The sequence below is a fragment of the Streptomyces nanhaiensis genome, from assembly GCF_046614825.1.
Lineage (GTDB): Bacteria > Actinomycetota > Actinomycetes > Streptomycetales > Streptomycetaceae > Streptomyces > Streptomyces radiopugnans.
The window spans coordinates 22,060-49,042 of the sequence record NZ_JBKJFM010000005.1; the positions used below are offsets into that span (position 1 = coordinate 22,060).

Annotated in this window: 24 protein-coding genes; 18 read left to right on the forward strand and 6 right to left on the reverse strand. The window is 73.6% G+C overall.

Annotated features, from left to right (window positions below; translation table 11 throughout):
• The first annotated feature begins 64 nt into the window (after nt 1-64).
• Entirely contained in the window at nt 65-3,217 is a 3,153-nt protein-coding gene (locus ACLIYP_RS02820; protein ID WP_412711536.1) for an AfsR/SARP family transcriptional regulator, read from the forward strand.
• 49 nt (nt 3,218-3,266) lie between these two features.
• On the opposite strand, the gene ACLIYP_RS02825 is transcribed toward ACLIYP_RS02820, so the two are convergent.
• Entirely contained in the window at nt 3,267-3,470 is a 204-nt protein-coding gene (locus ACLIYP_RS02825; RefSeq protein ID WP_412711537.1) for a hypothetical protein, read from the reverse strand.
• 195 nt (nt 3,471-3,665) lie between these two features.
• Here ACLIYP_RS02825 and ACLIYP_RS02830 point away from each other — a divergent pair, with 195 nt between their 5' ends.
• The 16 genes from ACLIYP_RS02830 (at nt 3,666) to ACLIYP_RS02905 (ending at nt 19,953) form a co-directional block, all read left to right on the forward strand.
• Nucleotides 3,666-4,574 carry a hypothetical protein gene (locus ACLIYP_RS02830; RefSeq protein ID WP_412711538.1) on the forward strand — a complete coding sequence of 303 codons (909 nt, stop codon included), beginning with the start codon at nt 3,666-3,668 and terminating at the stop codon, nt 4,572-4,574.
• Nucleotides 4,575-4,676: 102 nt separating this feature from the next.
• Nucleotides 4,677-5,264: a hypothetical protein gene (locus tag ACLIYP_RS02835; RefSeq protein WP_412711539.1), complete on the forward strand. Its 588-nt coding sequence runs from the start codon at nt 4,677-4,679 to the stop codon at nt 5,262-5,264.
• A gap of 59 nt (nt 5,265-5,323) precedes the next feature.
• The gene (locus tag ACLIYP_RS02840) at nt 5,324-5,476 is read left to right on the forward strand and encodes a MerR family transcriptional regulator (protein WP_245769940.1); all 153 of its coding nucleotides are present in this window, start codon (nt 5,324-5,326) and stop codon (nt 5,474-5,476) included.
• Nucleotides 5,477-5,880: 404 nt separating this feature from the next.
• Nucleotides 5,881-6,129 carry an acyl carrier protein gene (locus ACLIYP_RS02845; RefSeq protein ID WP_245769939.1) on the forward strand — a complete coding sequence of 83 codons (249 nt, stop codon included), beginning with the start codon at nt 5,881-5,883 and terminating at the stop codon, nt 6,127-6,129.
• A gap of 49 nt (nt 6,130-6,178) precedes the next feature.
• Nucleotides 6,179-6,553, forward strand: a complete 375-nt coding sequence (locus ACLIYP_RS02850; RefSeq protein WP_412711540.1) for an ectoine synthase — start codon at nt 6,179-6,181, stop codon at nt 6,551-6,553.
• A gap of 157 nt (nt 6,554-6,710) precedes the next feature.
• On the forward strand, nt 6,711-7,658 hold the full coding sequence (locus ACLIYP_RS02855; protein ID WP_412711541.1) for a pseudouridine-5'-phosphate glycosidase: 948 nt from the start codon (nt 6,711-6,713) through the stop codon (nt 7,656-7,658).
• Nucleotides 7,655-8,359: an HAD family hydrolase gene (locus ACLIYP_RS02860; RefSeq protein WP_412711542.1), complete on the forward strand. Its 705-nt coding sequence runs from the start codon at nt 7,655-7,657 to the stop codon at nt 8,357-8,359. Before ACLIYP_RS02855 ends, ACLIYP_RS02860 begins: the two co-directional genes overlap by 4 nt.
• Before the next feature lie 5 nt (nt 8,360-8,364).
• Nucleotides 8,365-9,822, forward strand: a complete 1,458-nt coding sequence (locus ACLIYP_RS02865) for an MFS transporter (RefSeq protein WP_412711543.1) — start codon at nt 8,365-8,367, stop codon at nt 9,820-9,822.
• On the forward strand, nt 9,819-10,619 hold the full coding sequence (locus ACLIYP_RS02870; RefSeq protein ID WP_412711544.1) for a maleate cis-trans isomerase family protein: 801 nt from the start codon (nt 9,819-9,821) through the stop codon (nt 10,617-10,619). The genes ACLIYP_RS02865 and ACLIYP_RS02870 overlap by 4 nt, the downstream gene beginning before the upstream one ends.
• A 126-nt stretch (nt 10,620-10,745) precedes the next feature.
• The gene (locus ACLIYP_RS02875) at nt 10,746-12,266 is read left to right on the forward strand and encodes an AMP-binding protein (protein WP_412711545.1); all 1,521 of its coding nucleotides are present in this window, start codon (nt 10,746-10,748) and stop codon (nt 12,264-12,266) included.
• Nucleotides 12,267-12,378: 112 nt separating this feature from the next.
• The gene (locus ACLIYP_RS02880; protein ID WP_412711546.1) at nt 12,379-13,518 is read left to right on the forward strand and encodes an acyl-CoA dehydrogenase family protein; all 1,140 of its coding nucleotides are present in this window, start codon (nt 12,379-12,381) and stop codon (nt 13,516-13,518) included.
• Nucleotides 13,519-13,530: 12 nt separating this feature from the next.
• Nucleotides 13,531-14,229 (forward strand): transglutaminase-like domain-containing protein, encoded by a 699-nt coding sequence (locus ACLIYP_RS02885; protein ID WP_412711547.1) that lies wholly within the window; start codon nt 13,531-13,533, stop codon nt 14,227-14,229.
• Nucleotides 14,230-14,263: 34 nt separating this feature from the next.
• Nucleotides 14,264-15,625 (forward strand): glycosyltransferase 87 family protein, encoded by a 1,362-nt coding sequence (locus tag ACLIYP_RS02890; RefSeq protein ID WP_412711548.1) that lies wholly within the window; start codon nt 14,264-14,266, stop codon nt 15,623-15,625.
• A gap of 135 nt (nt 15,626-15,760) precedes the next feature.
• On the forward strand, nt 15,761-17,200 hold the full coding sequence (locus ACLIYP_RS02895; protein ID WP_412711549.1) for a bifunctional glycosyltransferase family 2/GtrA family protein: 1,440 nt from the start codon (nt 15,761-15,763) through the stop codon (nt 17,198-17,200).
• Between the two features lie 238 nt (nt 17,201-17,438).
• The gene (locus ACLIYP_RS02900; RefSeq protein ID WP_412711550.1) at nt 17,439-17,912 is read left to right on the forward strand and encodes a DoxX family protein; all 474 of its coding nucleotides are present in this window, start codon (nt 17,439-17,441) and stop codon (nt 17,910-17,912) included.
• 157 nt (nt 17,913-18,069) lie between these two features.
• Entirely contained in the window at nt 18,070-19,953 is a 1,884-nt protein-coding gene (locus ACLIYP_RS02905; protein ID WP_412711551.1) for an NHL domain-containing thioredoxin family protein, read from the forward strand.
• Nucleotides 19,954-20,085: 132 nt separating this feature from the next.
• Here ACLIYP_RS02905 and ACLIYP_RS02910 read toward each other — a convergent pair whose 3' ends face one another.
• Nucleotides 20,086-21,303, reverse strand: a complete 1,218-nt coding sequence (locus ACLIYP_RS02910) for an MFS transporter (protein WP_412711552.1) — start codon at nt 21,301-21,303, stop codon at nt 20,086-20,088.
• A gap of 65 nt (nt 21,304-21,368) precedes the next feature.
• On the opposite strand from ACLIYP_RS02910, the gene ACLIYP_RS02915 reads away from it, so the two are divergent.
• Nucleotides 21,369-21,797, forward strand: coding sequence for a MerR family transcriptional regulator (locus ACLIYP_RS02915; RefSeq protein WP_412711553.1), 429 nt, complete (start codon nt 21,369-21,371; stop codon nt 21,795-21,797).
• Here the strand turns inward: ACLIYP_RS02915 and ACLIYP_RS02920 are convergent.
• The 4 genes from ACLIYP_RS02920 to ACLIYP_RS02935 all read right to left on the reverse strand — a co-directional run bounded on the left by ACLIYP_RS02920 (nt 21,773) and on the right by ACLIYP_RS02935 (nt 26,904).
• Complete coding sequence (locus ACLIYP_RS02920; protein WP_412711554.1) at nt 21,773-22,672, reverse strand: fumarylacetoacetate (FAA) hydrolase; 900 nt, start codon at nt 22,670-22,672, stop codon at nt 21,773-21,775. The genes ACLIYP_RS02915 and ACLIYP_RS02920 overlap by 25 nt on opposite strands.
• Before the next feature lie 42 nt (nt 22,673-22,714).
• A complete protein-coding gene (locus ACLIYP_RS02925; protein WP_412711555.1) occupies nt 22,715-23,983 on the reverse strand; it encodes a pyridoxal phosphate-dependent aminotransferase in 1,269 nt (422 codons plus the stop codon).
• A gap of 150 nt (nt 23,984-24,133) precedes the next feature.
• On the reverse strand, nt 24,134-25,789 hold the full coding sequence (locus tag ACLIYP_RS02930) for an AMP-binding protein (protein ID WP_412711556.1): 1,656 nt from the start codon (nt 25,787-25,789) through the stop codon (nt 24,134-24,136).
• On the reverse strand, nt 25,786-26,904 hold the full coding sequence (locus ACLIYP_RS02935; protein ID WP_412711557.1) for a Glu/Leu/Phe/Val dehydrogenase dimerization domain-containing protein: 1,119 nt from the start codon (nt 26,902-26,904) through the stop codon (nt 25,786-25,788). The genes ACLIYP_RS02930 and ACLIYP_RS02935 overlap by 4 nt, the downstream gene beginning before the upstream one ends.
• Between the last annotated feature and the right edge of the window lie 79 nt (nt 26,905-26,983).

Consider the following 26,983-nt stretch of genomic DNA (forward strand, 5'->3'; position numbering starts at 1 on the left):
GGGCACCGTCAAAGCCCGTCAAGGTGGTCTCGGCCACGGATTCGCCATGCACGGGGGGTGCTGAATGGGTCTGAGGCTCCTCGGCCCGGTCGATCTTGTGGTGGACGGTCGGTCGGTCGACCTCGGAGGCCCCAGGCAGCGGGCCGTACTGGCCGTTCTGGGCCTCAACGCCAACCGGGTCGTCCCCGTCGAGCAGCTCATCGACGCCGTCTGGGACACCGCTCCCCCCTCCACGGCACGCGGGCAGATCCAGACCTGCATCTCCGCGCTGCGCAGGATCCTCGGCGACGCCGGACACCCCGACGCCATCGCCACGCGCCAGCCGGGGTACATGCTGGTGATCGGCTCCGAGGAGCTCGACGTCCTGCGCTTCTCCGCCCTGGTGGCCGAGGCCCGGTCGCGCGCGGACGAGGGATGCGAGGAGCGGGCGGCCGCGGTGCTGCGCGAGGCCCTGGCCCTCTGGCGGGGGGCCGCGCTCGCCGGCGTCCCCAGCGGGATGGTGCGGCGCGAGGCCACCGTCCTGGAGGACCGGCGGCTGGCCGCCGTCGAGGAACTCGTGCGCCTCGACCTCGCGTTGGGCAGACACGAGGAGATCTGTCATGAATTACGCGCATTGGTGGCGGAGCACCCTTTACGTGAACGGCTCCACTGCTTCCTGATGCTGGCGCTGTACCGGGCGGGCCGCCAGGCCGAGGCGCTGGAGGCGGGGCGCCTGGCACGCGCCGTGATGGTGGAGGAGATAGGCGTCGAGCCCAGTCAGGAGCTCCAGGAGCTGACCCGGGCGATCCTGAACCGCGATCCGTCGCTCGACCTGCCCGCGGACCTCCGCCCGCCCCCGCCCCGTTCCTCCGGTCCCGGCGCACATGAGCAGCGCTCCACCGCGCCGCGCGCGGGAGGGAACGCGCTCGTCCCCCAGCAGCTTCCGCCCAGCGTCGCCGACTTCACCGGGCGCGAGGACCTCCTGGAGGAGATCAAGCGGCTGCTGACGGAGGGCGGGGAGGAGGGAGGGGCGCGCTGGAGCGTGCCGATCGTCGCGATCTCCGGCAAGGGCGGGGTGGGGAAGTCCAGCCTCGCGGTGCGCGCCGCACACGAACTGAGCGCCCGTTTCCCCGACGGGCAGCTCTACGCGGACATGCGCACCCCCGGTGGCGAGGACCGCACCGCCCGCCTCCTGGCCCGCTTCCTGCGCGCGCTGGGCGTTCCGGGCACCGCGGTGCCCGAGGACACGGACGAGCGCGTCGAGCTCTTCCGCAGCAAGCTGTCGGGCAGACGGCTGCTGCTGGTGCTCGACGACGCCACCTCGGAGGAGCAGGTGCGGCCCCTGCTGCCCGGCAGTCCCACGTGCGCGGTGATCGTCACCAGCCGCAAGCGCCTGGGGGGCCTGACCGGCGCCCACCGGCTCGACATCGACGTCTTCGACACCGACAAGTCCATCGAGCTCCTCGCCAGGATCGTCGGCAAGGACCGGGTGGAGGCCGAGCGCGAGGCGGCCGTGGAGCTGGTGACGTCCTGCGGCGGTCTGCCGCTGGCGCTGCGGATCGCCGGGGCGCGGCTGGCCTCGCGGCCCCACTGGCAGATGGAGGGCCTGGTGCGGCGGCTGCGCGACGAGGCGCGCAGGCTGGACGAACTGGCCCACCACGGGCTGGAGCTGAGGTCCAACATGGAGCTGGCCTACCGCGGGCTCGGCGAGTCGGCGGCCCGGCTGTTCCGGCGTCTGTCGATGGTCAGGGTCCTCGACTTCCCGGACTGGAACGCGGCGGCGCTGCTGGACGTCTCGCCGGCCGAGGGCAGGGAGCTCCTGGACACGCTGGTGGACGCACAGCTCCTGGACGTCGTGGTGTACCCGGGATCCCGCTCGCCCCGCTACCGCTTCCACGACCTCATCCGGATCTACGCCGGGGAGCGGCTGTCGGCGGAGGAGGACGGGCACGAGCGCGCGGCGGCCCTGTCCCGCCTGCTGGGCGGCTGGCTGGCCCTGGCGGAGGAGGCGCACCGCAGCGAGTACGGCGGGGACTACACGATCCTGCACGGCAGCGCTCCGCGCTGGCGCCCGGCGGAGGGCTGGGACCCGGACGGCATGGGCGAGCCGGCGTGCTGGTGGGAGGCCGAGCGGCGCGCCCTGACGGCCGCCGTGCGGCAGGCGGCGCAGGCCGGGCTGGACGAGCTGTGCTGGGACCTGGCGCTGACCGCGGTCACCCTGTTCGAGGCGAAGGGCTACTTCGACGACTGGCGCGAGTGCGCCACGGTCGCCAGGGAGGCCGCCGAGCGGGCCGGCAACCGCACGGGCACGGCGGCGATGCTGTACTCGCTGGGGACGCTGCACATGTTCCAGACCCAGATGGCCGAGGCGCGGTACTGCTTCGAGGCCGCGCTCGCCGCCTTCCGGGCGGAGGGCGACGCGCACGGCTGCGCCCTGGTGCTGCGCAACGCCGCGCACGTCGACGGCCTGTACGGCGACATCCCCAGGATGCTCGACAGGTACGACGAGTCGCTGCGGACGATGCGCGCCGTGGGCGACCGCGTGGGGGAGGCGCACATCCTGCGCAGCCTGGCCAAGTTCCACCTGGGCGAGGGGGATCCGCAGACCGCGGGCGAGCTGCTGGACGAGGCGCTGGCCATCTGCCGGGAGGTGTCGTGCCCGAGGATGGAGGTGCAGGTCGTGCACCGCTTCGCCGAGGTCTACATGGCCACCGGCCGGATCGATCTCGCCCGCCAGGCGCTGCACCGGGTGCTGCGCATGGTCCGCGACACCGGTGACCGCATCGGGGAGGTGCACGTGGTCTACGGCCTGGGGCTGCTGCGGCACCGCGAGGGCCGGCTGGACACCGCCGAGACCACCCTCGCGCACGCCCTGGGGCTGGCCCGCCGGGTGGGGGAGCAGCTCATCGAGGCGAAGGCGCTGTACGCGCTCGGCGAGATCGCGCTGGCGCGGGGAGGCGAGGCGAGCGCCGCCGGCCACCTGCGGGCGGCCCACGAGATCTTCGGGAAGCTGGGCTCGGTGCTGTGGCAGGCGAAGGCCCTCGTCCTGCTGTCGGAGGTCCGTGCCGGACAGGCCTCCGCCCAGGACGACCTGGAGCGCGCCGTACGGCTGCTGTCGTCGGTCGACTCGCGCGAGTCCGCGAAGCTGCTGGCGGAGCTGCGGGCCGCCCACCCCGACCTGCCGGCGGGGGAGCTGCTCGGCTCGGGCGCGGAGGTCGGCGGACCCGCCTCCGTGTGAGCCTGGCCGGTGCGGGCACGCGCGGCGCGTGCCCGCACCGGCCCGGGGATCACCAGTGGGTGTCATCCGTGCAGCCGCCCGGGAGCGGGTTCCCCAGGGCGTCCGAGGGGCAGCCGTACGCCGACACCCCGGCCGCCGACGTCTGCGTACCTGCCTGCGTACCTGCCTGGGACGCCATTCCCGCTGCGGTCGGCCCGAGGACGGCCGCGAGCGCGACGAGGAGCGTGGCGGTGAAACGGCGTCTGGCGGACATGTTTTTCCCTCCATGGTGCCGGTCGGTGGTGGTGGTGCGGTTCGGTGAGAAGAGTGGAGCGCAGGATTCCATCGAATCGCCATCCCCTCGCTCCCGGCGGGCACTCAGCGCACCGGGAGCGGATCGACAGAGCATCGGGAGCCCTGCTCCTCATTGTCGTGTGCACGATCTCCGGACGCGAGGAGGCCACGACTGATGGACAGCCGCTTTCTCAGGTTGGACACGGAGGACCTGTGCGCCCTCGTCTCCGAGTTCGACTCCGCGCAGACGGCCGCCGAGGAGTTGCTGGCGCATCCGCACGGCGGTCCCGGGCGGCACGCCGGACCCGGCGGGCGATTACTGGAACTGCGCGGTGACACGGCGGTGTTACGGGATCCCGGCGGCGGCGACCTGTGCGCGCTGCCGGCGTCGGGCCTGTACGCCTGCCGGGCCGCGGCCCTGACCGCGCTGGCGGCGAACCAGCTCCTGGACCCCGGGGTGGTGACCGCCTCGCTGATCGGCTCGGGCGCCGCCGGGCGCATACAGCTGCTGGTGATCGCGCGCAGCGTACCGGACGTCAGCCATGTCGCCGTCCACTCGCCGGGAGGCCCGCACGCCTCGCCGGTCGACAGCGGGACCGCCGGCGTCCTGGAGGCGACGGGCATCGGGCTGACCGTCGCGGCGAGCCCGGAGGAGGCCACGTTCGGCGCCAGCCTGGTCGTCGTCACCGAACCGGTGGTGAACGAGCCGTGCCTGGGACATCTGGCCCCGGGGTCCGTGCTGGTCAACGCCACCGGCCGCAGTCTGAGGGAAGAGGCGACGGGCTGCGTCAGCGCCGTCTACGTCGACGACCTCGGCCTGCTGGACGGGGCCGGGCCCAGGCCCGGCTGCCCCGGCTCCGTGGCCGGGTGCGTTCCCGTTCCGGCGGGAGGCCGCCTCGGCGTCGAGGCCGACCTGCGGCAGGTCTTCACGGGCGAACACCCCGGCCGCGCCTGCGCCGACCACGTTCTGCTGGTGGAGCTCCTGAGCGGCACGGCCCCGGAGACGAGGCTGGACGTGGCGCTCGCGGAACGGATCCACCGGGCCGCGCTGCGCCACGGCCTCGGCGCCCTCTCGCCCGGCTGACGGCCGCGGCACCCCAGCTCCTCCCGTGTGTTCCACCCGGGCGCGGACGCGTCCCACGGCCGCGCCCCATCCCCCCAACCGTTCCGTCGTGAGGACACGCGTATGTCGAACACTCCGCTCCGGGCACCGGCCGGCCGTGACACGGTCCGAGGTGACCTGCTGCGCCTGCGGGACCTGTACGAGGAGAGCATCGCCGCGCAGGCGTCCGCCGCCCGCCCGCCGGCGGAGCGCGTGGCCGGCCGGCGCCGTACCCACCGGCACCGCGGCATCGCCCTGGACGACCGGGCCGTGTCCGTGCGGTCGGAGGTGCTGGCCGTCCTCACCTCCTGGGCGGGGATGGTCGCCGCCGAACGGGCGGTGCCGGTGCCCCCGGAGGCGCGGGTGCCGTCACTGGTGGGGTTCCTGGAGACGAACCTGGACTGGCTGCTCGGGCACCCCGCCGGGGCCGACTTCGCCGGGGAGACGGCGAAGCTGAACGCGGCCCTGTGCGCGGTCCTGGACCGTGAGCCGGCCCCGCGGGACCGCGAGATGGGGACGTGTGCGGTGCCCGGCTGCGGACGGGTGGTACGCGCGACGGCCGCCGGCAGCCGGCCGGAGGTGCGCTGCGAGGCCGGGCACACCTGGCAGGCCCGGCACTGGCTCCTGCTGGGACGGCGGCCCGCCGCCGCGTCCTCGGGCAGCGCGCCGTGACGCCCGTGACGCCCGTGGCGTCCGGGAGGTCCGGGCGGCCCGCGAGGCCGCGGTGCACGGTGCCCACGGAGCTGGCCGCGCTCGCGGCCGGGGTGTCCCGGGCCACCGTGCGCAAGTGGGCCAGCCGCGGAAAACTGACCCGTTACGGCCGGCCGGGACGCGCGGAGTACGACCTGGAGGAAATCCGGGAGATTCTGGAGGGAAAGCGCTGAGGCGGATCGGATAACACTCCGTAAAGCGGATCCGGCATGGGGTCTTTCCCGGCACGGATTCCTTCCGTATGCCCGGAAAATCGCCGGAAAATTGAACAGGGGAATATTTCGAAAGCTGTTGACGGGCGCCCGGGAGAGGTGTCACGCTTTTCTCACGGCACACCTGTGCCCCGGGGTCCCGAACGTCAGGGATTCCGGCGGAAATCTTCCCCGGATCCCCCTCGCCCCCGCTCTCCCCGCCCGGAGCGACGCCTCTTCCCGCTCCCGGCCCAGCGTCCGCACCGTCTGGTGCCGGCGCTCGCCACACCTCCCTGACCGGCGGGTTTCCTTCCCGCGCCGGCCGTGAACCGCCGCCCATGGCCACGGCACCCGCCCGGCTCCGCGAAAACCACGAGAGGAGAACCGTGTCCACAGAAGGTGAGATAAAGCGGTTCGTCATCAGCAACTTCCTCCCCGATGTCCCCGCCGACCAGCTCTCCTCCGATCTCGATCTGCTGGAGAACGGAGTGGTGGACAGCCTCGGTCTGCTGCGCCTCATCACCTGGGTCGGTGACGAGTACGGGATTCCGGTCGCCGACCTCGATATCGCGCCGCATCAGTTCAGCTCGGTCGAAGCCATTGCGGATTTCGTCCGGAGTGCGCGCGTCGGATGACTCGGCGCGGCGGTCCGTCGCGTCCGGAACCATGAAGAGGAGAAGAAGGATGATTGTCCGCGGGAAAGAAGAGGTCGAGGGCGTCGACTGGGGCAACGGCCTGAGCTACCGGTTCCTCGTCGAGAAGGACCGGATGGGCTTCACGGTGGCCCACACCGTCGTGAAGGCCGGCTCGAAGTCGCCCCTGCACTACAGGAGGCACCTGGAGGCCTGCTACTGCATCGCCGGCCGCGGCCAGGTGGTCACCGAGGACGGCACGGTCCACGAGATCGGGCCCGGGACCCTCTACGCGCTCGACGAGCACGACAAGCACTACCTGATCGCCGCGCCCGACCGGGACCTGGAACTGGTCAGCGTCTTCAACCCGCCGCTGCGGGGCGACGAGCGGCACAACTTCGACGCCGCCGAGTACTCCCACTACTGATCCGGCGGCGGACCCGCCCCCGGCAGGCACGGGGGCTCCGCGAGGCCGGCCGGTGCGCCCGCTCCCTCCCCGGGCGCACCGGCCACCCACCGCAACAGCCACCAGCGCTTCCCATCCCAGGGCCCGACGACGGGCCGGAGCAAGGAGGTAAGGACCGATGTCCGCACACGACCGGACCGAACTGTTCTCTATATCGGACGAGGTGGCCGACGCGGTGGCGTCGGGACTGCCGGTGGTCGCGATGGAGTCCTCGGGCGTGGCCCACGGCCTGCCGTACCCGATGAACCTGGAGACCGCGCTCGACATGCACAAGGCCATCCGGGCGGGCGGCGCGGTACCCGCCCGGATCGGCCTCTTCGGCGGGCGGTTCGTGGTCGGCATGTCCGACGCCATGGTGGAGCGGTTCGCCACCACCCCGGACCTGCCCAAGGTCAGCACCCGGGACATCGGCCCCGCCCTGGCCTCCAAGGGGCCCGGAGGCACGACCGTCTCCGCCGCGCTGGTGGCCGCCGCCCGGGCGGGCATCGAGGTCTTCGCGGTCGCCGGCATCGGCGGGGTGCACTTCGGCGCCCAGCACAGCTTCGACGTCTCGGCGGACCTGATCGAGTTCACCCGGCACCGGGTCGTCACCGTCTGCGCCGGGGCGAAGACCGTGCTGGACCCGGCGCTGACGCTGGAGTACCTGGAGACCCAGGGCGTCCCGGTGGTCGGCTACCGCTGCGACGACTTCCCCGCCTACTACTGCGTCTCCAGCGGACGGCCCAACCCGCGCCGCACGGACGACATGGAGGAGCTCGCGGCCTCCGTCCGCCTGCACTGGGAGGCCGGGAACCGCGGCGGGTTCCTCGTCACCCACCCGATCGCCGAGCAGGACGCGCTGCCCTCGGAGCACATCTACGCGCTGATCCGGGAGAAGCAGGCCGAGGCCGAGCGCGAGGGCGTCAGCGGCCCGGCGATGACACCGCGCATCCTGAGCGCGGTCTCGGCCGCGACCCAGGGCCGCACCGCCGAGGCGAACCGCTCCGTGCTGCTGTCCACCAGCGCGCTCGCGGCCGAGGTGGCCGTCGCCATGAGCCGGTACGGCGCACCGGTGGGTGCCGCGTGAGCGGCCCGTACCGCGCGGTGCTCTTCGACGTCGACGGCACCCTGGTGGACACCCCGGGCGGCATGACGAAGGTGCTGGACGCGGTGGTGCGGGAGACGGGCCGGGAGGTGGACCGGGAGCGGCTGCGCGCCACGGTCGGCCGCCCCCTGGCGGCCTCGTTCGCCACCCTCCTCGGGCTTCCCGAGGAGCACGCGGAGGTGGCGCACGCCGTGGAGCGCGCCCGGCGCCTGTTCACCGAGACGGTCATCCCGGCCGCGGCCGACCTGGTCTTCCCGGAAGTGCCGCGGATGCTCGCCGAACTGCGCGAGCGCGGCCTGCCGCTGGCCGTCGTCACCAGCAAGATCAGGCGCAGCGCGGTCGAACTGCTGGAGGCCGCCGGGCTGCTGGACTGGTTCGACACCCTCTCGTGCCACGGCATGACCCCCAGGGGCAAGCCCGCCCCGGACCTCGCGCTGCTCGCCTGCGGCGAGCTGGGCGTGTCCGCCGGACACTGCCTCGTCGTCGGCGACGCGGTGGACGACATGCGCATGGCGCGCGGCGCGGGCATGGCGGCACTCGGCGTCGGGTTCGGCGTCGCCACCCCCCGCGAACTGACGGACGCCGGCGCGCTGTCGGTGTCCGGTTCGGTCGGCGAGCTGCGCGCGGCGCTCTCGGCCGCCACCGCACCCACCCCCCTTCCACTCGGCTCCGACCAGGGATGATCCACATGACTTCACCGGGTACCACCGGCGCCGCGGCATCCCGCGGCGCCACCCGCGCCGCACTGGCGATCCTCGCCGTGGCGCAGTTCCTGCTCGCCCTCGACTACTCCATCGTCTACATCGCGCTGCCCAGCGTCGGCGAGGAGTTCGGCCTGACCGAGAGCTCGGTCCAGTGGGTCGTCAGCGGTTACGCGGTGTTCTTCGCCGGGTTCCTCATCGTCGGCGGACGGGCCTCGGACCGCTTCGGCCCCCGCAACCTCTACGTCGCCGCGATGCTGCTGTTCGGCGTCTCCTCGCTGGCCGGCGGACTGGCCTCCGACACGGCCGTCCTGCTGATCGCCCGCGGAGCCCAGGGCATCGCCGCGGCCATGCTCCAGCCGGCCGTCATCGCACTGATCAACACCTCGTTCGAGGCGGGTCCGGCGCGCAACCGCGCGCTGTCGGTCTGGGGGACCGTCGGCGCCTCCGGCCTGGCGGCCGGCGTGATGGCGGGCGGTCTGCTGACCACCGTCTCCTGGCGCTGGGTCTTCCTGATCAACCTGCCCATCGCGGTGCTGTGCGTCCTGGCCGCGCCCCGGCTGCTGCCGAAGTCGGCGGCGGTGCCCCGCCGCGGCACCACCCTCAACGTGCCCAACGGGGCGCTGTGCACCGGCACGGTCCTCGCCGCGGCCCTCGGGCTCACCCAGGCGTCCGGCCAGGGCTGGTCCCACTGGAGCACGATCGCCGGGCTGGGGACGGCGGCCGTGCTGCTGGCCGTGTTCGTGGTGCGGGAGCGGGCCAGCGAGCGGCCGCTGGTGGACCCGGCGATCCGGCGCACCCGGTCCCTGCTGGTGGGCTGCGGCTCGACCGCGCTCTACATGGCCAGCGTCGGGAACATGTTCTTCGTGGTGACGCTGCTGCTGCAGGAGCTGCGCGGCTACGGCCCGCTCTCCGCGGGACTGGCGTTCCTCCCGATGGCCGTGGCCATCACCGTGGCGAACTCGGTGGCGGCGCGTCTGGTCGACGCGCTGGGAGTGCGGCTGACCCTCACCCTGGCCTTCCTCGCCGACGCCGCCGGCCTGCTGCTGCTCGCGGCCCAGGTGGGCGGGGACGGCTATGTGGCGAACCTGCTGCCCGGGCTGCTGGTCACCGGCTTCGCGCACGGCGTCACGTACGTGGTGATGTTCATCGCGGGCACGGCCGACGTGGAGGACCGCAACCAGGGCGTGGCGGGCGCGATGATGACGACCGCCCAGTACATGAGCGGTGCGCTCGGCATCGCCGTCCTGGTCCTGGTGCTCGGGATCGATCCCGGTCAGGACGACTTCGGCCGGGCGTTCTTCGCCACGGCGGTGGCCGCCCTCCTCGGCGCCGCGCTGGCGTGGTTCGGCCTGGCGCGCACCTCCGCGGCCCGGACCGGGCGGGACACCGCCCAGGAGGAGGGCGCGGTCGCCGCCTCCCCCGAGGGAGGGAGGCTGTCATGAGACGGCACTCCTGGGTGGCGCAGCTCGGGGTCCTGGTCATCCACAACGACCCCGTGGTCGAGGCCGAGCTGTGGGCCATGGCGCCGGACGGCGTCACCGTCCACGCGGCCCGCTTCGAGAGCCCGACCAGCGGCGGCGCCGAGTACACCGGCACCTCCTGGAAGGAGATGGTGGAGTCGCCGGACGTCCGGCGGGGGCTGGGCCAGCTCGGCCGGATGGACCTGTCCGCGATCTGCCTGTGCTTCGGCTCGGCCAGCTTCTTCGGCGGCCCGGAGTTCGACGAGGGCTTCACCGCCGCGGCCCGCGAGCTGGCGGGCGGCACCGAGGTGTACACGGCCGGCCAGGCGATCGTGGGCGCCCTCGCCGCCACCGGTGTGGAACGGCCCCTGGTCGTGGTGCCGCCGTGGTTCACCGCGCCGACCTTCGCCGCCGCGCGCGGCTATCTGGAGGCGGCCGGCAGGGGCGCCGCCGACCTGCTCCAGTACCAGCTCGACGAGGAGTGGCGGGAGGTCCGCCGCCACCAGCTCTTCGACCGCGGGGGCCGCTGGGAGGTGCGCCCCGACGAGGTGTGCCGCCAGGTCGCCGGGAGGTTCCCGAAGGACGCCGACGGCGTGCTGATACCGGGCAGCGGGTTCCGCTCCTTCGAGGCGGTCGAGCCGCTGGAGGACGAGCTGGGCGTACCGGTGGTGACGTCCAACCAGGCGTGCCTGTGGAAGCTGCTCGACCTGACAGGGCTGGACGCCGCCGTGCCCGGGGGCGGCCGGCTCCTGGGCCGCCGGCCGGCCGCCGCGGTGTGAGCCGGTGTGTGAGCCGGTGTGTGAGCCGGCGTCCCGCACCCCCGGCCGAGCCCGCCCGGACGGCCCGCCCCGCCGGTCCGTCCGGGCCGCTCCGCCACGCCCGTCCGACGTGAAGGGAAGACCCCCATGCCGTCCCGATCGTTCGTGGAACTCTTCGCCGAACAGGCGCGGACCCGGCCGGACGCCCCGGCCCTGTCCTGGCACGGCCGCGTACTGCGGTACGCGGAGCTGGCCGCGTGGGCCGACGCCGCCCACGCGGAGCTGGTGTCGCTGCGGATCGCCGACGGCGCGCCGGTGTGCGTGCCCGCGCGGAAGTCGCCGGAGACCGTCGCGCTCCTCATCGCCTGCTTCCGGGCCGGACGGCGGGTCCTGCTGCCGTCCGCCGGTCTGGGCCCGCAGGCGCTCGCCTCCCTGTGCTCGCGGGCCGGCTGCACACACGTCCTGAGCGCGGGCGAGGGCGGCCCGGGAGGCCCTCCCGCCGTCGTGTCGCGCCCGTCCGGCGCCGCGCCGGGCGGCGGCGGTGACCTCCCGCCCGGCGCCGGCCTGCTGCTGACCACCTCGGGGTCGACCGGCACGCCCAAGACGGTGGTGCTCGACTCCTCGGGCGCCGACCGCTTCATGTCCTGGGCGGCGGGCCGCTTCGGCATCGGCCCCGGAACACGGGTGCTCAACTACGCCCCGCTCAACTTCGACCTCTGCCTGCTGGACGTGTGGGCCACGCTCGCGGCGGGCGGCTGCGCCGAACTCGTCGACCCCGACCACGGGGTGGACGGGGTGCGCCTGGCCGACCTGTGCGTCTCCCGCGCACCGCACGTGCTCCAGGCGGTGCCGCTGTTCTTCCGGCTCGTCACCGAGGTGGCGGCCGTGCGCGGCCTGGTCTTCCCCGAGGCCAGGGACGTACTGCTCACCGGGGACGCCGCCCCGCCCGGCCTGCTGGAGCGGATCGCCGCGACGTTCCCCGCCGCGCGGCTGTGGAACGTCTACGGCTGCACCGAGACCAACGACAGCTTCCTGCACCGCATCACCCCCGAGGAGATCGGCTCGGGCGGCGCGGTGCCGATCGGCGGGCCCGTCGACGGCGTCGCCGCGCGCATCGTGGACGCCGACGGCCGGACGGTGACCGGCGCGGGCTCGGGGGAGCTGATGGTGGCGACCCCCTTCCAGGCGCACGGCTACCTCGGCCGGACGCCGGACGGGGAGCGGTGGCGCGACGGCTGGTTCCGCACCGGCGACCTGGTGCGCCGCGACGAGCGGGGGCTGGTGTTCCTGACCGGCCGGGGCGACCACCAGGTGAAGGTCCGCGGGGTGCGCACCAACCTCGCGGAGGTGGAGAGGGTCGTCATGGACCACCCCCAGGTCGGCGAGGCCGCCGTACTGGCGGTGCCGGACGCCGCCGGGGACAACGTCCTGCACGCCGTGGTGCGCCGTACGCCCGGCTCGGGGCTGAACAGCCTCGGACTGCGCGTCCACTGCGCGGCCGCGCTGCCCAGGACCGCGATCCCCGCGGTCTTCGAGATCACGGACGAGCCGCTGCCCGTGACCTCCACCGGAAAGGTGGACCGCAACGCGCTGCGCCGGGCCCGGAGTCCGCGACCGGCGCCCGAACCTGCCCCGGCCCCGGCCCCGGGCGCGGCCGCCACCGCGTGAGCGCGGGACCGCCCCGCAGGCACCGCCCCGCCGGCGCCGCCCGGCCGGCACCAGGGAGTCGGCGCACCGGTGGAACCGACGGAACCGACGGAACCGACGAAGGAGATGCGGAGTGACAGCGTGGAACGACGAGCAGCGCGAGTTGCGCGCGGCGGCCGAGCGGCTGGGCCCGGTGCTCGGCGAGGGGCACGTCGAGCGGGACGCCGGCGGCGAGTTCTCCGCCGGCGCGTGGAAACTGCTGCGGGAGACGGGCCTGCTGGGGCTGCCCTTCGGCACCGAGTGGGGCGGTCTCGACCAGTCCCTGCCCACCACGATGTACGTGCTGGAGGGGCTGGGGAACGCCTGCCGGGACGGCGGCCTGAGCTTCTCCGCCTCGACGCACATGGTGAGCACGGGCATCCCGCTCCAGCGCTTCGGCTCGGCGGAACTGAAGCGGCGCTTCCTGCCGCGCGTCTGCGACGGCTCGCTGATCGGCGCCCACGCCATCACCGAGCCGGAGGGCGGCTCGGACGTCATGTCGATGCGCACCACGGCGGTGCGCGACGGCGACGAGTACGTGCTGAACGGCGGCAAGGCGTTCGTGACCAACGGCCCGGTGGCCGACGTGTTCGTCGTCTACGCCCGCACCGGCCGGAAGGGCAGCCCGGCGGCGATCACCGCGTTCCTGGTGGAGCGCGGCACACCGGGCCTGTCGGTGGGCCGCCCCATCGCCAAGATGGGGCTGCGCACCTCCCCGCTGAGCGAGCTGTTCCTCGACGACTGCCGCGTCCCCGCGGCCAACGTCGTGGGGTCCCCCGGCGCCGGGTTCCTGATCCTGGACCACGTGATGAAGTGGGAGATCCTGTGCTCCTTCGTCATCAACCTCGGCGAGATGCAGCACCGGCTGGAGCGCTGTGTGGAGTACGCCCGCACGCGCACCCAGTTCGGGCAGCCGATCGGCTCCTACCAGTCGGTCGCCAACAAGATCGTCGAGATGACGATGGCCGTCGAGACCTCCCGCAAGTGGCTCTACGACACGGCGCACAAGCTCCACTCCGGCAAGAACGCCACCGTCGACATCGCCATCAGCAAGCTGGTGGCCAGCGAGAGCAACGTCAGTACCGCGCTCGCCGCCGTCCAGATCTTCGGCGGCTACGGCTACACGGCCGAGTACGGCCTGGAGAAGGACCTGCGCAACGCGGTCGCCGGAACCATCTACTCCGGCACCTCCGAGATCCAGCGCCAGCGCATCGCGACCATGATCGGACTGTGAGGAGACACCGCCATGACCGCACCGACCGCCGGTGACCGCCTGCTGCGGGCCACCGAGTTCCTCGACCACGACAGCGACGCCGTACAGGCCCTCGTCCACCGGGTGCTGCCGGACGGCGGCAGGGGTATGAGCGACATCGAGCGGGCCCGCGCCCTCTACTACGAGGTGCGCGACGGCATCCACTACGAGGTCTACGGGGCCGACCTCTCCCGCGAAGGCCTGAAGGCCAGCTCCGTCATCGAACGCGGGATGGGCTTCTGCGTCCACAAGTCCATCGTGTACGCGGCGGCCATGCGGGCGGTCGGCGTACCCAGCCGCCTCTACTACGGCGACGTCCGCAACCATCTGGCCTCCCCGAAGCTGGAGGAGCTGATGGGCGGACGGGTCTTCACCTTCCACAGCCTCACCACCCTCCTGCTGGACGGGAAGTGGGTGAAGGTGACGCCCGTGTTCAACGCGCTGCTGTGCCGCCTCTACAAGATCAAGCCGCTGGAGTTCGACGGCCGCGGCGACAGCATGTACCACCCCTACGACGAGGAGGGGCGCAGGCACATGGAGTTCATCCGCTCGCACGGCGAGTTCGACGACTTCCCCTACGACCTGGTCGTGGGCGGCATACGCCGGGCGCACCCGCGACTGTTCGAGAGCCGTGACACCACGGCCAGGGGCTCGCTCGTCGCCGACGCCGCCGGCCAGGACGTCTCCGCCTGAGCGCGGCGGACCCGGAACCCGAAGAGGCGGCACGATGACCCCGACCCCCGTGTCCCCCGAGCGCCGCAGGGACCGCCGCACACTGCTCACCTGGTCCGCCGTCGTCGCGGTCTCGGTGGCGCTGGCCCTGGCCGCGTCCTGGATCTACACCCGCGACGACTACTGGAGCCGGCGGTGGACGGTCGACCTGACCGTCTACCTGGCCAGCGGCGAGACCGTCCGCGAAGGCGCCTCCCTCTACGACCTCGTCATCATCTCCCCCCTGTACGGGGAGATGCCCTACCTGTACCCGCCCCTGACCGCACTGCTCTTCTTCGTCCCCCTGTCCTTCCTGCCCGTGGGCGCCGCCTCGCTGGTCTGGAACAGCGCCTCGCTGGTGGCCCTCGGCGCCGTGGTGTGGCTGTCGCTGGGCATCGCCGGCGTGCGCGACGACCGGACCCGGTCGGTGCTGACCGTCGTCGGCCTCGTCCTCGCGGCCTGCCTGCTCCCCGTGCGGATCCAGCTCATAGCGGGCCAGATCAACATGTTCCTGCTGCTGCTCGTGCTGCTGGACTTCAGCCGCCGCTCCGACCGCCTGCGAGGGGTCGGCATCGGCATCGCGGCGGGACTGAAGATCACCCCGCTGATCTTCATCGTCTACCTCCTCGTCACCCGGCGCTGGGCCGCGGCCCGCAACGCGCTGGCCGCCTTCCTGGTCACCGTGGCCGTCGGCTTCCTGGTCCTGCCGGGGGACGCGGCACGGTACTGGGGCGGCCTGGTGTTCCACTCCTCCCGCGCGGGCGGCGTCTTCGACACCCCCAACCAGTCCCTGGCCGGCGCGATGGCGCGGGCGCTGTCCAGCGAGCAGTTCACCAGCTGGTGGCTGCTGGTCATGGCGGTGGTCGGGCTGTGGGGGACGGCCGTGGCCCTCTTCGCGTTCCGCCGCGGCTCCGACCTCCTGGGGTTCTCGGCGATCGCGGTCACCGGCCTGCTGGTCTCGCCCGTGAGCTGGGAGCACCACTGGGTCTACGTGATCCCGCTGCTGATCTGGCTGGCCGTCCGGGCCCACCGGACGCGTTCCCTGCCGCTGGCCGCGGCCACGGCGGCGCTGGTGGCCGTCTTCACCGTCCGGGTCTTCATGCTCGTGGGCATCCAGGAGTCCCCGCCGGCCCCGATGGCCCTGGCGGCGTGGGAGCAGGTGGTGGCCGCGGCGTACCCGCTCACCGGTCTCGCGCTGCTCGCCCTCGGGCCCCTGTGGATCAGGAGGAACCTGCCGGACGCGGACGGCGCCGCGCCCCCCGCCTCCCCCGCGTCCTCCGCGTCCTCCGCGGACGGCACCGGGCACGGCCGCGCCCCGGAGGGGTCCGGGGAGGGCGGGGACACCGTCCACGAGCGTGCCGGAGCCGGCACCACCTGACAGAGCGGGCACGGAGCCGGGAGCCGATCCCGCGCTCCTCCGCGGAGGCGACGGAAGGGCGGGGGCCGAACGGCCCCCGCCCTTCCGGCTTCGACGCGGCAGACCCGCACGTCCACCGCACCCACACGAGGAGTCATGGTGAACACCTCCCACGGCACCACCGCCGCCGGAGCCGCCGGACGGCCGGCCACCGCGTCCGGGCCCGCCCCCTCCCGGCCCGCACCCTCCGAGTCCGGCCCCTCCCAGCCCGTCGTCCCCGAGTCCGCCCTCTCCCAGTCCGCCCTCTCCCAGTCCGCCGTCTCCGAGTCGGCCGACTTACGGCCGGGGCCGTTCCAGAGCTCCGTCCGCTTCCCCCGCGCCGCCCGGGGCACCGCCACCGTCGAGATCGTCGTCCCGGTGTACAACGAGGAGCGGGCCCTGCCCGGCTGCCTGCGCACCCTGCACGCACGGCTCCGCGACGAGCTGCCCTACCCCTGGCGCATCACCGTCGCCGACAACGCCAGCACCGACCGCACCCTGGAGGTGGCCCGCGAACTGGCCGACGAGCTGCCGGGCGTGGGGGTGGTCCACCTCGACCGCAAGGGGAAGGGGGTGGCGCTGCGCACCGTCTGGGGCGCCAGCGACGCGGACATCGTCGCGTACATGGACGTGGACCTGTCGACCGGCCTGGACGGTCTGCTGCCCCTCATAGCCCCGCTGGCCAACGGCCACTCCGACCTGGCGATCGGCAGCAGGCTGGCCCCGGGCGCCCGCACCCTGCGCGGGCTGCGCCGCGAGTTCGTCTCCCGCTCGTACAACGCGCTCATACGCCTCACCCACGGCGTCCGGTTCAGCGACGGCCAGTGCGGCTTCAAGGCGGCCCGGACCGAGGTGCTGCGGCCGCTGCTGGAGCTGACCCGGGACGACGGCTTCTTCTTCGACACCGAGCTGCTGCTGCTGGCCGACCACAACGGCCTGCGGGTGCACGAGGTGGCGGTCGACTGGGTCGAGGACCTCGACACCCGGGTCGACCTGGTGGGCACCGCGGTCAAGGACCTGCGGGGCCTGTGGCGCGTGGCGCGGATGAAGTCCGCGGGGGAGGCGGTCGCGGAGCTGCCGCCCCGCCCCGGACCGGTGGCCGAGCACCCCGACGCCGTCGTCGCGGACCGGGGCGGCCGCGGCGCCCTGACCTGGGAACTGAGCTGCTTCATCGCCATCGGGATCGCCTCGACGGTCGGGCACGCCCTGCTCTACTGGCTGCTGCGGACCTGGTGGCCGCCGCTGGTGGCCAATCTGGTGGCGCAGACGGTCCTCACCCTCGCCAACACCGAGGCGAACCGGCGGCTGACCTTCCGCGGGTCCGCCACGGGCCCGGTCCGTGCCCACGTCGGCGCCGGGCTGCTCTTCGTGTTCGGCTATCTGCTGACGGGGGCCGCGGTCCTGGGCTACCGGCAGATCGCGGAGGACCCCACCCCCGCCGCGGAGGCACTGGTGCTCGCCGCCGCGTACGTCACGGTCACCGTGGTGCGGTTCCTGGTGCTGCGGCTGGCCGTGTTCGCCCGCCGGACACCGAAGGCCGCCGGGCCGACGCCCTGAGGCGCACGCGGGCAGCGGCCGCACCGGAGCCCCGGCGCGGCCGCTGCCCGCGGGGCCCGTAGGGGGTGGCAGGGGGCGGCACAGAGGGAGGAACGTACGCGCGAGTGGTCTGGACAACCGGCGGGCACGGGTCTACGGTGCGCTAGGTCTAGACCAATGCCCGCCGGTCTGGCACCGTCCGGGCGCACCTCGTCGCATGTCCGGAGAGCTCGCGGACCCCCCACCCCAGGAGCGCACCATGCGAAGGCAGACCACCACCGTCCCGGCCGCCGCCCCCCTGGCCCTGCTGGACGGAGGCCGCGACCACGTCGTCGCGCTCTTCCGCGTCGTCGTCGGCTTCCTCTTCGCCTGCCACGGCGCGGCCACCCTCTTCGACGTGCTCGGCGGCCCGCACGGCGGCCGCGTCCCGGACGCCGGCCAGTGGCCCTCCTGGTGGGCCGCGGTCATCCAGCTCGCCGGCGGCCTCCTGGTGGCGGCCGGCCTCGGGACCCGGATCGCGGCCGTGGTCTGCTCCGGCTCGATGGCCTACGCGTACTTCGTCGTCCACCAGCCCGAGGGCCTGTTCCCCATCGAGAACGGCGGCGAGCCCTCCGCGCTGTTCTGCTGGGCCTTCCTGCTGATAGCCGCCCTCGGGCCCGGCCGCTGGTCGCTGGACGCCCTCCGCGCGGGTGCCCGAGGGAACAGGAAGCCGCACGAGGCCCTGACGCCCTGACGCCCCGGCTTCGGGGTGGACGACCGGCCGCCCTCCGCGCGCCGCGCGAAACCGGGCACCGCTGCTCCCCCCGGGCACCGCTGCTCCCCCCCCCCGGACGCCGGGGCGGACCGCCCCGGCGTCCGGGGGCCCGCCGGCCATCAGGCACGATGGACGGATGACGAAGCGCGCACGCGTACGGGCCCCGGAACTGGTGGGCAAGGGTGGCTGGCTCAACACCGGCGGCAAGGAACTCACCCTCGCCGACCTGCGGGGCAAGTGCGTAATTGTTGATTTCTGGACCTTCTGCTGCATCAACTGCCTGCACGTCATCGACGAGCTGCGCGAGCTGGAGGAGAGGCACCGGGACACCGTGGTGGTCGTCGGCGTCCACTCGCCCAAGTTCGTCCACGAGGCCGAGCACCGGGCCGTCGTCGACGCCGTCGAGCGCTACGAGGTCCACCACCCCGTCCTGGACGACCCCGAGCTGGCGACCTGGAAGCAGTACGCGGTGCGCGCCTGGCCCACCCTCGTCGTCATCGACCCCGAGGGGTACGTCGTCGCCCAGCACGCGGGCGAGGGCCATGTGCACGCCATCGAGAAGCTGGTGGCGGAGCTGGAGGCCGAGCACGAGGCCAAGGGCACCCTGCGGCGCGGCGACGGCCCGTATGTGCCGCCGGAGCCGGAGCCGACCGATCTGCGCTTCCCCGGCAAGGCGCTCGTCCTGCCCTCGGGCAACCTGCTGGTCACCGACACCACCCGGCACCGGCTGGTGGAGCTGGAGCCGGACGGCGAGACGGTGGTGCGGCGGATCGGCGACGGGACGCGCGGGCTGGCGGACGGTCCGGAGGAGAAGGCCCGCTTCAACGAGCCGCAGGGCCTGGCGCTGCTGCCGGACGGCCGGGTGGCCGTCGCCGACACCGTCAACCACGCGCTGCGGGCGTGGGACCCGGACGGCGGCGGGGTCACCACGCTCGCCGGCACGGGCCGCCAGTGGTGGCAGGGCTCGCCCGTCTCCGGCCCGGCGCGCGAGGTGGACCTGTCCTCGCCGTGGGACGTCGCCTGGTGGGAGGGCCGGCTGTGGATCGCGATGGCGGGCGTCCACCAGCTCTGGGCGTACGACCCCGCGGCGGGCACGGTCTCGGTCGCGGCGGGCACCACCAACGAGGGCCTGGTGGACGGCCCGGCGGACCAGGCGTGGTTCGCGCAGCCCTCCGGGCTCGCGGCGGCCGGGGACCGGCTGTGGGTGGCCGACTCCGAGACCTCGGCACTGCGCTGGATCGAGCGCGACGGCGGCGGCGAAGGCAGTGGTGACGGCGGTGGTGACGGCGACGGCGGAGGTACGGGCTTCACCGTGCGCACGGCGGTCGGCACCGGCCTGTTCGACTTCGGCCACCGCGACGGAGCGGCCGGCCAGGCCCTGCTCCAGCATCCGCTGGGCGTCACCGCGCTGCCCGACGGCTCGGTGGCGGTCTGCGACACCTACAACCACGCCCTGCGCCGCTACGACCCGGCCGTCGGCGAGGTCACCACGCTCGCCACGGACCTGCGCGAGCCGTCGGACGCCGTCCTTGTGGAGGACGACATCGTGGTCGTGGAGTCCGCCCGCCACCGGCTGACCCGGCTGCGGCTGCCCGAGGAGGCGGTGCGCGTGGAGTCCGTCGCCCACCGCACCCGGCGCGAGGCGACCGAGGTGGCGCCCGGCACGCTCCGGCTGGACGTGGTCTTCCAGGCCCCGCCCGGCCAGAAGCTGGACACGCGCTACGGCCCCGCCACCCGGCTGCTGGTCGACTCCACGCCTCCGGAGCTGCTGGCGGACGGCGCGGGCCGGGGCACCGACCTCAGCCGGGAGCTGGTGCTCGCCGACGGCGTCACCGAGGGCGTGCTGCACGTCTCGGCGATGGCCGCATCCTGCGACGACGACCCGGCGACGGAGTACCCGGCCTGCCACGTCCACCAGCAGGACTGGGGCGTGCCCGTACGCGTCACGGCGGACGGCGCCTCCCGGCTGCCGCTGGTGCTGGCGGGGCTGGACGGCGGCGGGGCGGCCCGGGAGGGTTAGGCGTTCCGCCCCGGCCCGCTCCCACCCGGCCGCTCCCACCGGGCCGGGGCCGGCCGCCGGAGGGAACGGAACCGGTCCGGCACGCGGGGGTGGGGTGCCGGACCGGTGGTACCCGGTTGCCGTGACGCGGTGTCAGTCCGTCGTCACCATGCTCGGGCGCTTGGCGGGGAAGCCGTGCGCACGGGCGCCGACCACGACGAGCAGCACGGGGACCAGCAGCAGGAGGACGCTCCACGGGAAGGATGTGGGGCCGAGGCCGTCGAGCAGGATGCCGCCGACCGCACCGCCGCCGGCCATGAAGGAGTTCCACGTGGTGACCAGCAGGGCCTGTCCCCGGTCGCCGCCCGCGTCGGTGACGGCGGTCTGCAGGAGTGTGGCCACACCGCCCCAGCCGAGGCCCCACAGCACCATCGCCAGGTAGACCGCGGCCGCGTTGTCGGCCAGCACCGCCAGCATGCCGGCGGCCACCAGGAACAGAACGGTGCTGCCGATGGTCAGGGCCCGCAGCCGGCGGTCGACCAGGGCGCCGGTGATGAAGATGCTCACCATGGAGGCGATCCCGAAGACCAGCAGGACGACGTCGCGGGAGGCGGTCATGTCGTACTCGTCGAGGAACGTGGCGATGTAGGTGTAGAGGATGTTGTGCGCCAGGACGTAGGCGGCGACCACGAACAGCACCGCCGCCACACCGGGCAGCCTGAGCGCCTGCAGGATCGGGGCCCGCTTCCCGGCCTGCTGGCCGGGGTAGTCGGGAACCGACACGGAGATCCATCCGAGCAGGAGCACGGACACCACGGTCACCAGGCCGAAGGTCAGCCGCCAGCCGAACAGCTCGCCCAGGAAGGTGCCCAGGGGAATGCCCAGGGAGAGCGCGAGCGGGATGCCGGCCATGGTGATGGCGATCGCCCGGCCCTGCAGATGCGGTGGGGCCAGACGGCGGGCGTAACCGACGAGTTCGGCCCACACGACGGCCGCGGCCACACCGGCGGCGAGGCGGAAGACCATCGTCAGGGCGTAGCTGGAGGAGAGGGCGGTGACGACGTTGGCGATGGCGAAGGTCGTGACGGCGAGCAGCAGCAGCCTCTTGCGGCGCCAGGTGGCCGTCGCCACGGACATCGGGATGGCCGAGAGGCCCGTGGCGATCGCGTAGATCGTCAGCGTCTGCCCCGCCGCGGACTCGCTCACGGAGAGATCGCGAGCCATCTCCGGCAGCACGCCGGCGGGCAGGGCCTCGGTGAGGATTCCCATGAACGCCGCCGTGCACAGGGCCAGCAGCGGTGACAGAGGCAGCTTCTGCTGCTTCGGGGCCGGTGGTTCGCCGGTCAGCAGGTCTGTTTCGGACGTTGACATGCCTGTTATCCTCCAACCCTCACATTTGTGTGAAGGTCAAGTCGATTTCCTGTGAGGTGGGTCACATGCGGATCGGTGAACTGGCCGAGCGGACGGGGACGCCGCGCCGGATGCTGCGCTACTACGAGGAACAGGGCCTGCTGGTACCGGACCGCTCGCCGAACGGATACCGGGAGTACTGCGAGCGCAGTGTGGATCGGGTGCTGCAGATCAGGGGGCTGCTCGACTCCGGGCTGCCGACCCGGGTCATCAAGCAGATCCTGCCGTGCCTGAAGCAGCCCCGGGCCATCCACGTCGCCGGGGCGACCCTGGAGACGATCACCACGCTGGAGCGGGAGCGCGAGCGGATGACCCAGCGGATCGAGTGCCTGATCCGCAGCAGGGACGCCATCTCCGACTACCTCGAGGCCGTGCGCGGGGCCCAGCGGCCCGCCGGAGCCGGCGGGCCCGAGCGGCCGGCGGTCGCGGACTACGGCCTGGCCGTCTCCGCCTGACCGTATCGGACCGGATTCGCCAGCACGACGCCGTGGCTGGTCACGTCGATGACCATCCGGTCGCCGTCCTCGATCCGGAACCCGTCGTGGTAGGTGGCCTTGTCCGCGCCGAGCAGCAGGTAGTTGACCAGGCCCGGCCGGCGCAGCGCCGGATACGAGAACAGGTGTCCGGTCATGTCCTCGACGCGGTGGAACAGGGAGTCGGTGCCGCACGAGAAGGGGCCCTCCCAGGCCGGCCGGCCGTTCCGCTCGATGACGACCCGGCCGGTCGCGGTCCGCGGCGGCGGTCCCAGGAACAGCCAGGGCGTCAGGGAGGTCTCGCACAGCTTCGCGTACGGGGTCCAGGCCCACGGGTTCTTCAGGTGCAGACCGATGTCGTTGAGGTCGTTGCCGAAGGTGTAGCCCGCGTAGTGCGGGACGCCCCGGTCGTCGTTGACGTACACCAGGGCCACCTCCGGCTCCTCCAGCAGCCAGACCGGATCGGAGGGCGTGGTCAGCGGCTCGTCCGGCATGCGCAGCCATGAACCGAAGCCCTTGATGTAGTAGTTGGGCGCGGTGAACTCCTCGTCGGGCTCCGGGTCGCGGTCGAACTTGGAGCGGTGCGTGCCCATGAAGCCGTTGATCAGGCCGCCGTCGGGGGCGGTGGGCAGCAGCGGGGGCAGGAAGCGCAGCTCCGGGTCGCCGAGGGTCACCTCGACCGTCTCGGTTTCCCGCGCCACGGCGGCGCTCAGGGCCTCGGGCCCGCCGCCCGCGAAGAGGGCGGCGGCCAGCCGGCCGTCGGCCACCCGGTGGAGGGTGTGGGGTTCGCCGGGGACCGGTATGCCCAGACCCGCGTACCGCCGGCCCTGGTACTCGCATTCGAAGATGGTGGACATGGCTGGTAAGGACCTCCTGTGGAGTCGGGGTAGGGGTGTCGGTCAGCGCGCCAGGGCGCCCAGGACCTCGTCGATGCGGTTCAGGGACTCCCGGATCCACGGGAGCCGGAGCGGGTCCGCGGCGGACAGGGCGCCGGTGCGTTCGGCCTCCGTCTCGCCGTAGAGCCGGCCGGTGGCGGCACGGACGCGCAGGTGCCGCTCGGGCTCGCCGAAGGCGGCGCCCGGCAGCAGTCCCACGCCGTACCGCTCGGCGAGCAGGGTGGTGAGTCCGCCGCTGTCGTGCACCCCGTGCGCCCGGCCGAGGTGTTCGCGCAGCGGCTCGAAGTCGGGGTACAGGTAGCAGGTCGCGCGTACGGGCGGCAGCTCGGCGCCGACGGCGGTGAATCGCTCGGCCACGGCGCGCACCACCGTCTCGTGCAGCCGCCGGCCGGCGGCGAGGTGCTCGACCACCTCGGGCGGCTCCTCGAAGGCGTAGGCCGCGGCGGCCTGCACCGGGGCGGCGGCGCTCGACCAGATCTGGCTGGCGACGGCGACCAGCCGGTCGCGTGTCCCGCGGCCGAGGGGGCCCTCGGGGAGCCGGGCGACCCCTGCCCGCCAGCCGCCGAGCGCCAGGTTCTTGGCCAGGCCGGTGGTGACCACCGTGCGCTCGGGCGCGAAGACGGCCGGGGAGGGCGTCCGGTCCGCCGGGTCGAAGACCAGGTCGCGGTAGATCTCGTCGGAGACGACGATCAGATCCAGCTCACGGGCCGCCTCCGCGAGGCGCCGCACGGTGGCGGGTGCCGCGACGGTTCCGGTCGGGTTGTCGGGCAGGGTGACCACCACACAGCGCGTGTCGCGCCCGGCGGCGCGGGCACGGCCCACCGCCTCGCGCAGCGCCTCCGGATCGGGCACACCGCCCTGGCCCGGCAGGATGGGCACCGGAACCGGCCGGGCCCCGGCCAGCCGCGCCTGCGCCGCGTAGCTGACCCAGCTCGGCACGGGCACCACCACGTCGCCGCCGATCGCCAGCAGCAGCGCGAAGAGCAGCGGCTTGCTGCCGGGCCCGCACACCACCAGCCCGGGGTCGGTCTCCAGACCCCGCCGCGCCCAGTACCCGGCGGCGGCGGCGCGCAGCGCCGGGCTGCCGGCGACCGGGCCGTAGGCGTTGCGGCCCGCCGCCGCGGCGAGCCGTTCCCGCAGCGCGGGGAGGACCGGCAGGCCGATCTCCCCACTCGCCAGGGACAGGACCCGTTCTCCGGCACCGCGCCGGCGGGCCAGCGCCTCGTCGGCGGCCAGTGTCGCCGATAAGGTCACCGGCGGGGCTTCGAGCATGGTGTTCCTCCAGACGGATCGGCGGTGGGGCCGGTCGGACGGAAAAGGGCGGGCGGAGGGGCCCCGGTCCGGACGGACGGGAGGCTCCGGGGCGGCACGGGGTCGTTCTGCGGGGCCGGCGGACGGGCGGGGCGACGTCCGCCGGCCCGGTCACCGAGCGGCGTAGAGCCGTCTCAGCTCCACCTTGCGGACCTTGCCCGTCAGGGTCTTGGGCAGCGCGTCGACGACCTCCAGCCGCTCGGGGAGGAACCGGGGGTCCTGCCCGTGGTCCCGCAGGTGGTCCCGGATCTCCTGGAGCGTGGGCCGGGCGCCGCCGCAGGGCACGGCGACCGCCAGGATCGGGTCGTCCACCTTGCCGGTGGGGCCGACCAGCGCCGCCTCGGTCACCTTCGGGTGCCGCGAGATGATCGCCTCCAGTTCCGCCATCGGGACGACGATCCCGTCACGCAGGATGGTGTCCCTCGCCCGGCCCAGGATGCGGATGCCGCCGCGGCCGTCCTCACGCGCCACGTCACCGGTGTCGAACCAGCCGTCCGCGGTCGTCTCGGCGTCGAAGGCGTCCTGCTGCTTGTGGTAGCCGAGGGCCTGTGAGGCCCCGCGCACCCGCAGCCGGCCCACCGGGGCCCGCTTGCCGGGGTCGTGGCACAGGTCGATGCGGATCTCCATGGAGTCGATCGGCCGCCCGTGGCTGTGCGCGGCCCAGTCCTGGTTGTAGTCGAGCCGGCTGATGGTGACCGGGCCGAACTCGGACATGCCCCACACCGAGTACGTACGGGCGCCGAAGGTGTCCCGCAGCTCGTCCACCAGCTCCTGGAGCACCGGCGCCGCTCCGGTGACCGTGTGACGCAGGCTGGACACGTCGTGCGGATCGGTCTGCTGGGCGGCCGCCACACCGGAGAGCGTGGGCGGCGGTCCGTACAGCAGGGTGCCGCGGTACCTCTCCACCAGGTCCAGCAGGCCGGTGTGGTCGTGGCCGTCCTGGAAGACGATCGTCCCGCCGAGCATCACTCCGGCGAGCACTCCCTGGCCGAAGCCGGAGTAGTGCACCAGCGGTGTGGTGACCACGGCCACCATGTCGTCGCGGAGCATGAACGTGTCCACGTAGCCGCGCACGCCCGAGTGCACGGTGTTCTGGCTGTGCACCACGCCCTTGGAGAAACCGGTCGTGCCCGAGGTGAACAGCACCACGAACGGCTCGTCGGGCCGCAGCGCGCGGCCTTCCAGGTCGCCCGTGCGCTGCTTCTCCCAGTGCCTGGAGACGAAGTGGTCGTGGAAGTCGACCGCTCCCTGCGGGGCGTGCCCGTCGACGACCACCACGTGCTCCAGCGGCAACTCGTCCCGCAGCGCGCTGATGGCCTCGGCCAGCGGGTAGCCCTCCCACTCCGGCAGGGTGACGCACACCCTGGCCTCGGTGAGCGCGAGGCGGTGGCGCAGCTCCTCCTCCTGGCAGACCGGCGCGATGGGGCAGATGACCGCGCCGACCGCCATGCAGGCGAACATCAGCGGCACCATCTCCCACCGGTTGGGCAGTTGGACGGCGACGATGTCGCCGCGCCGGACGCCCAGTTCGAGCAGCGCTCCGGCGAACCGGTCGGTCAGCCGGGACAGTTCGGCGTAGTCGAGGGTGTCGGTGCGGGCCTCGCCGAGCCGGCGTCCGGCGATGGCCAGCTTGCGCGGCCGCTCCAGGGCCTGACGGCGCAGGTCGTCGAGGAACGTCGAGTCCCGCCACCATCCGCGCCGCCGGTACTCGGCCATGCGGTCCGCCACCGACGCCGTGGCCAGGACGGCCGTGGTCGTGGGCGTCATCGCAGCTCCCCGCGCCGGACCGCGAGCAGTTCGGACAGCGGGTCGCCCGCCCGGGAGGCGGCGATCTCCAGCAGGGCCCGGGTGTTGTGGCGCACCCGGTCGGCGACCCAGCCGAAGACCCATTCCTTGCGCGCGTCGGCCGCGAGATCGAACGGGACGACCCGGGTGACGGCCAGGGCGGCCGACGCGGCTCCGCCGATGTTGGCGATCACGCCCGGTACCAGGGTGGTGCCCGCGGCCCGGATCTTCTCCTTGGCCTCGGCACTCGAGGCGAGGTTGGCGCCCTCCACCACCAGGCGGGCACGCAGGCGGTGGGCGTTCTCGGCGTTGAGCGCGTGCTTCTGCGCCGCGAGGACCAGCACGTCGGCGTCGAGTCCGAGCCAGGCGTCCGGCTCGGCGGACACGGTGACGTGCTGCGGCAGGCGGGAGCGGTCGATCTGCCCGAACTCGTCGGTGACGGCGACCAGGTCGGCGACCGGCAGCCGGTCCGCGCTGATGGTGCCGTGCACGTCGGCGACACCCACGATCACGTGCCCGCGCTCTTCGAGGAACCGGGCGACCGAGCGGCCCACGGCGCCGAAGCCCTGGACCACGACACGCGCCGCGGCCATACGGCCGCCCGCCTCCAGGGCGGTGAGCGCGGCGACCCCGACGCCGTGCCCGGTGGCGTCGATCAGCGGCTCGTAGTAGGTGCGCCAGTCGATCGGCATGTCCGGGGCGCCCAGCCGGTAGCGCGGGTCGTAACCGGCCTCGGCGAAGAAGACGGCCCGGTCCGCGGGGGTGACGCCCATGTCGATGCCGAGGTGGATGCCGCCGTGCAGCAGGGGCTTGACGGTACGGCCGAAGGTGCGGAAGGTCTCCTCGCGGTCGCTGCCGTCGGAGACGATGCCGGCCTTGGCGCCGCCGATGCGCAGCCCGGCGAGCGTGAACTTCTCGGTCATGTCCCGTGCGAGGCCGGCGACCTCCTCCTCGGTGACCCCGGTGGTCATACGGGTGCCGCCCATCGCCAGGCCGTCGACGAGCGTGTCGACGACGACCCAGCCCTTCAGACTGCCGCCGCTGCCGTTCAGGCGCACGGTGAACGCCGGATCCTGCGGGTTTTCCACAACGCTCATTGCCAAGTCCTTCGGTGCGTAGGTGAGGTGCGTTGACGAGTACGGGGGCGTGCCGGTCCGCGTCCGCGGCCGGCGGCGG

Excerpts from the sequence above, each read along its gene's own strand:
- ACLIYP_RS02910 (WP_412711552.1), bottom strand. The coding sequence starts at position 21,303 with ATGTCAACGTCCGAAACAGACCTGCTGACCGGCGAACCACCGGCCCCG.
- ACLIYP_RS02885 (WP_412711547.1), top strand. The coding sequence starts at position 13,531 with ATGACCGCACCGACCGCCGGTGACCGCCTGCTGCGGGCCACCGAGTTC.
- ACLIYP_RS02900 (WP_412711550.1), top strand. The coding sequence starts at position 17,439 with ATGCGAAGGCAGACCACCACCGTCCCGGCCGCCGCCCCCCTGGCCCTG.
- ACLIYP_RS02875 (WP_412711545.1), top strand. The coding sequence starts at position 10,746 with ATGCCGTCCCGATCGTTCGTGGAACTCTTCGCCGAACAGGCGCGGACC.
- ACLIYP_RS02905 (WP_412711551.1), top strand. The coding sequence starts at position 18,070 with ATGACGAAGCGCGCACGCGTACGGGCCCCGGAACTGGTGGGCAAGGGT.
- ACLIYP_RS02870 (WP_412711544.1), top strand. The coding sequence starts at position 9,819 with ATGAGACGGCACTCCTGGGTGGCGCAGCTCGGGGTCCTGGTCATCCAC.
- ACLIYP_RS02835 (WP_412711539.1), top strand. The coding sequence starts at position 4,677 with ATGTCGAACACTCCGCTCCGGGCACCGGCCGGCCGTGACACGGTCCGA.
- ACLIYP_RS02890 (WP_412711548.1), top strand. The coding sequence starts at position 14,264 with ATGACCCCGACCCCCGTGTCCCCCGAGCGCCGCAGGGACCGCCGCACA.
- ACLIYP_RS02930 (WP_412711556.1), bottom strand. The coding sequence starts at position 25,789 with ATGACGCCCACGACCACGGCCGTCCTGGCCACGGCGTCGGTGGCGGAC.
- ACLIYP_RS02820 (WP_412711536.1), top strand. The coding sequence starts at position 65 with ATGGGTCTGAGGCTCCTCGGCCCGGTCGATCTTGTGGTGGACGGTCGG.
- ACLIYP_RS02925 (WP_412711555.1), bottom strand. The coding sequence starts at position 23,983 with ATGCTCGAAGCCCCGCCGGTGACCTTATCGGCGACACTGGCCGCCGAC.
- ACLIYP_RS02855 (WP_412711541.1), top strand. The coding sequence starts at position 6,711 with ATGTCCGCACACGACCGGACCGAACTGTTCTCTATATCGGACGAGGTG.
- ACLIYP_RS02865 (WP_412711543.1), top strand. The coding sequence starts at position 8,365 with ATGACTTCACCGGGTACCACCGGCGCCGCGGCATCCCGCGGCGCCACC.
- ACLIYP_RS02850 (WP_412711540.1), top strand. The coding sequence starts at position 6,179 with ATGATTGTCCGCGGGAAAGAAGAGGTCGAGGGCGTCGACTGGGGCAAC.
- ACLIYP_RS02935 (WP_412711557.1), bottom strand. The coding sequence starts at position 26,904 with ATGAGCGTTGTGGAAAACCCGCAGGATCCGGCGTTCACCGTGCGCCTG.
- ACLIYP_RS02895 (WP_412711549.1), top strand. The coding sequence starts at position 15,761 with ATGGTGAACACCTCCCACGGCACCACCGCCGCCGGAGCCGCCGGACGG.
- ACLIYP_RS02825 (WP_412711537.1), bottom strand. The coding sequence starts at position 3,470 with ATGTCCGCCAGACGCCGTTTCACCGCCACGCTCCTCGTCGCGCTCGCG.
- ACLIYP_RS02920 (WP_412711554.1), bottom strand. The coding sequence starts at position 22,672 with ATGTCCACCATCTTCGAATGCGAGTACCAGGGCCGGCGGTACGCGGGT.
- ACLIYP_RS02830 (WP_412711538.1), top strand. The coding sequence starts at position 3,666 with ATGGACAGCCGCTTTCTCAGGTTGGACACGGAGGACCTGTGCGCCCTC.
- ACLIYP_RS02915 (WP_412711553.1), top strand. The coding sequence starts at position 21,369 with ATGCGGATCGGTGAACTGGCCGAGCGGACGGGGACGCCGCGCCGGATG.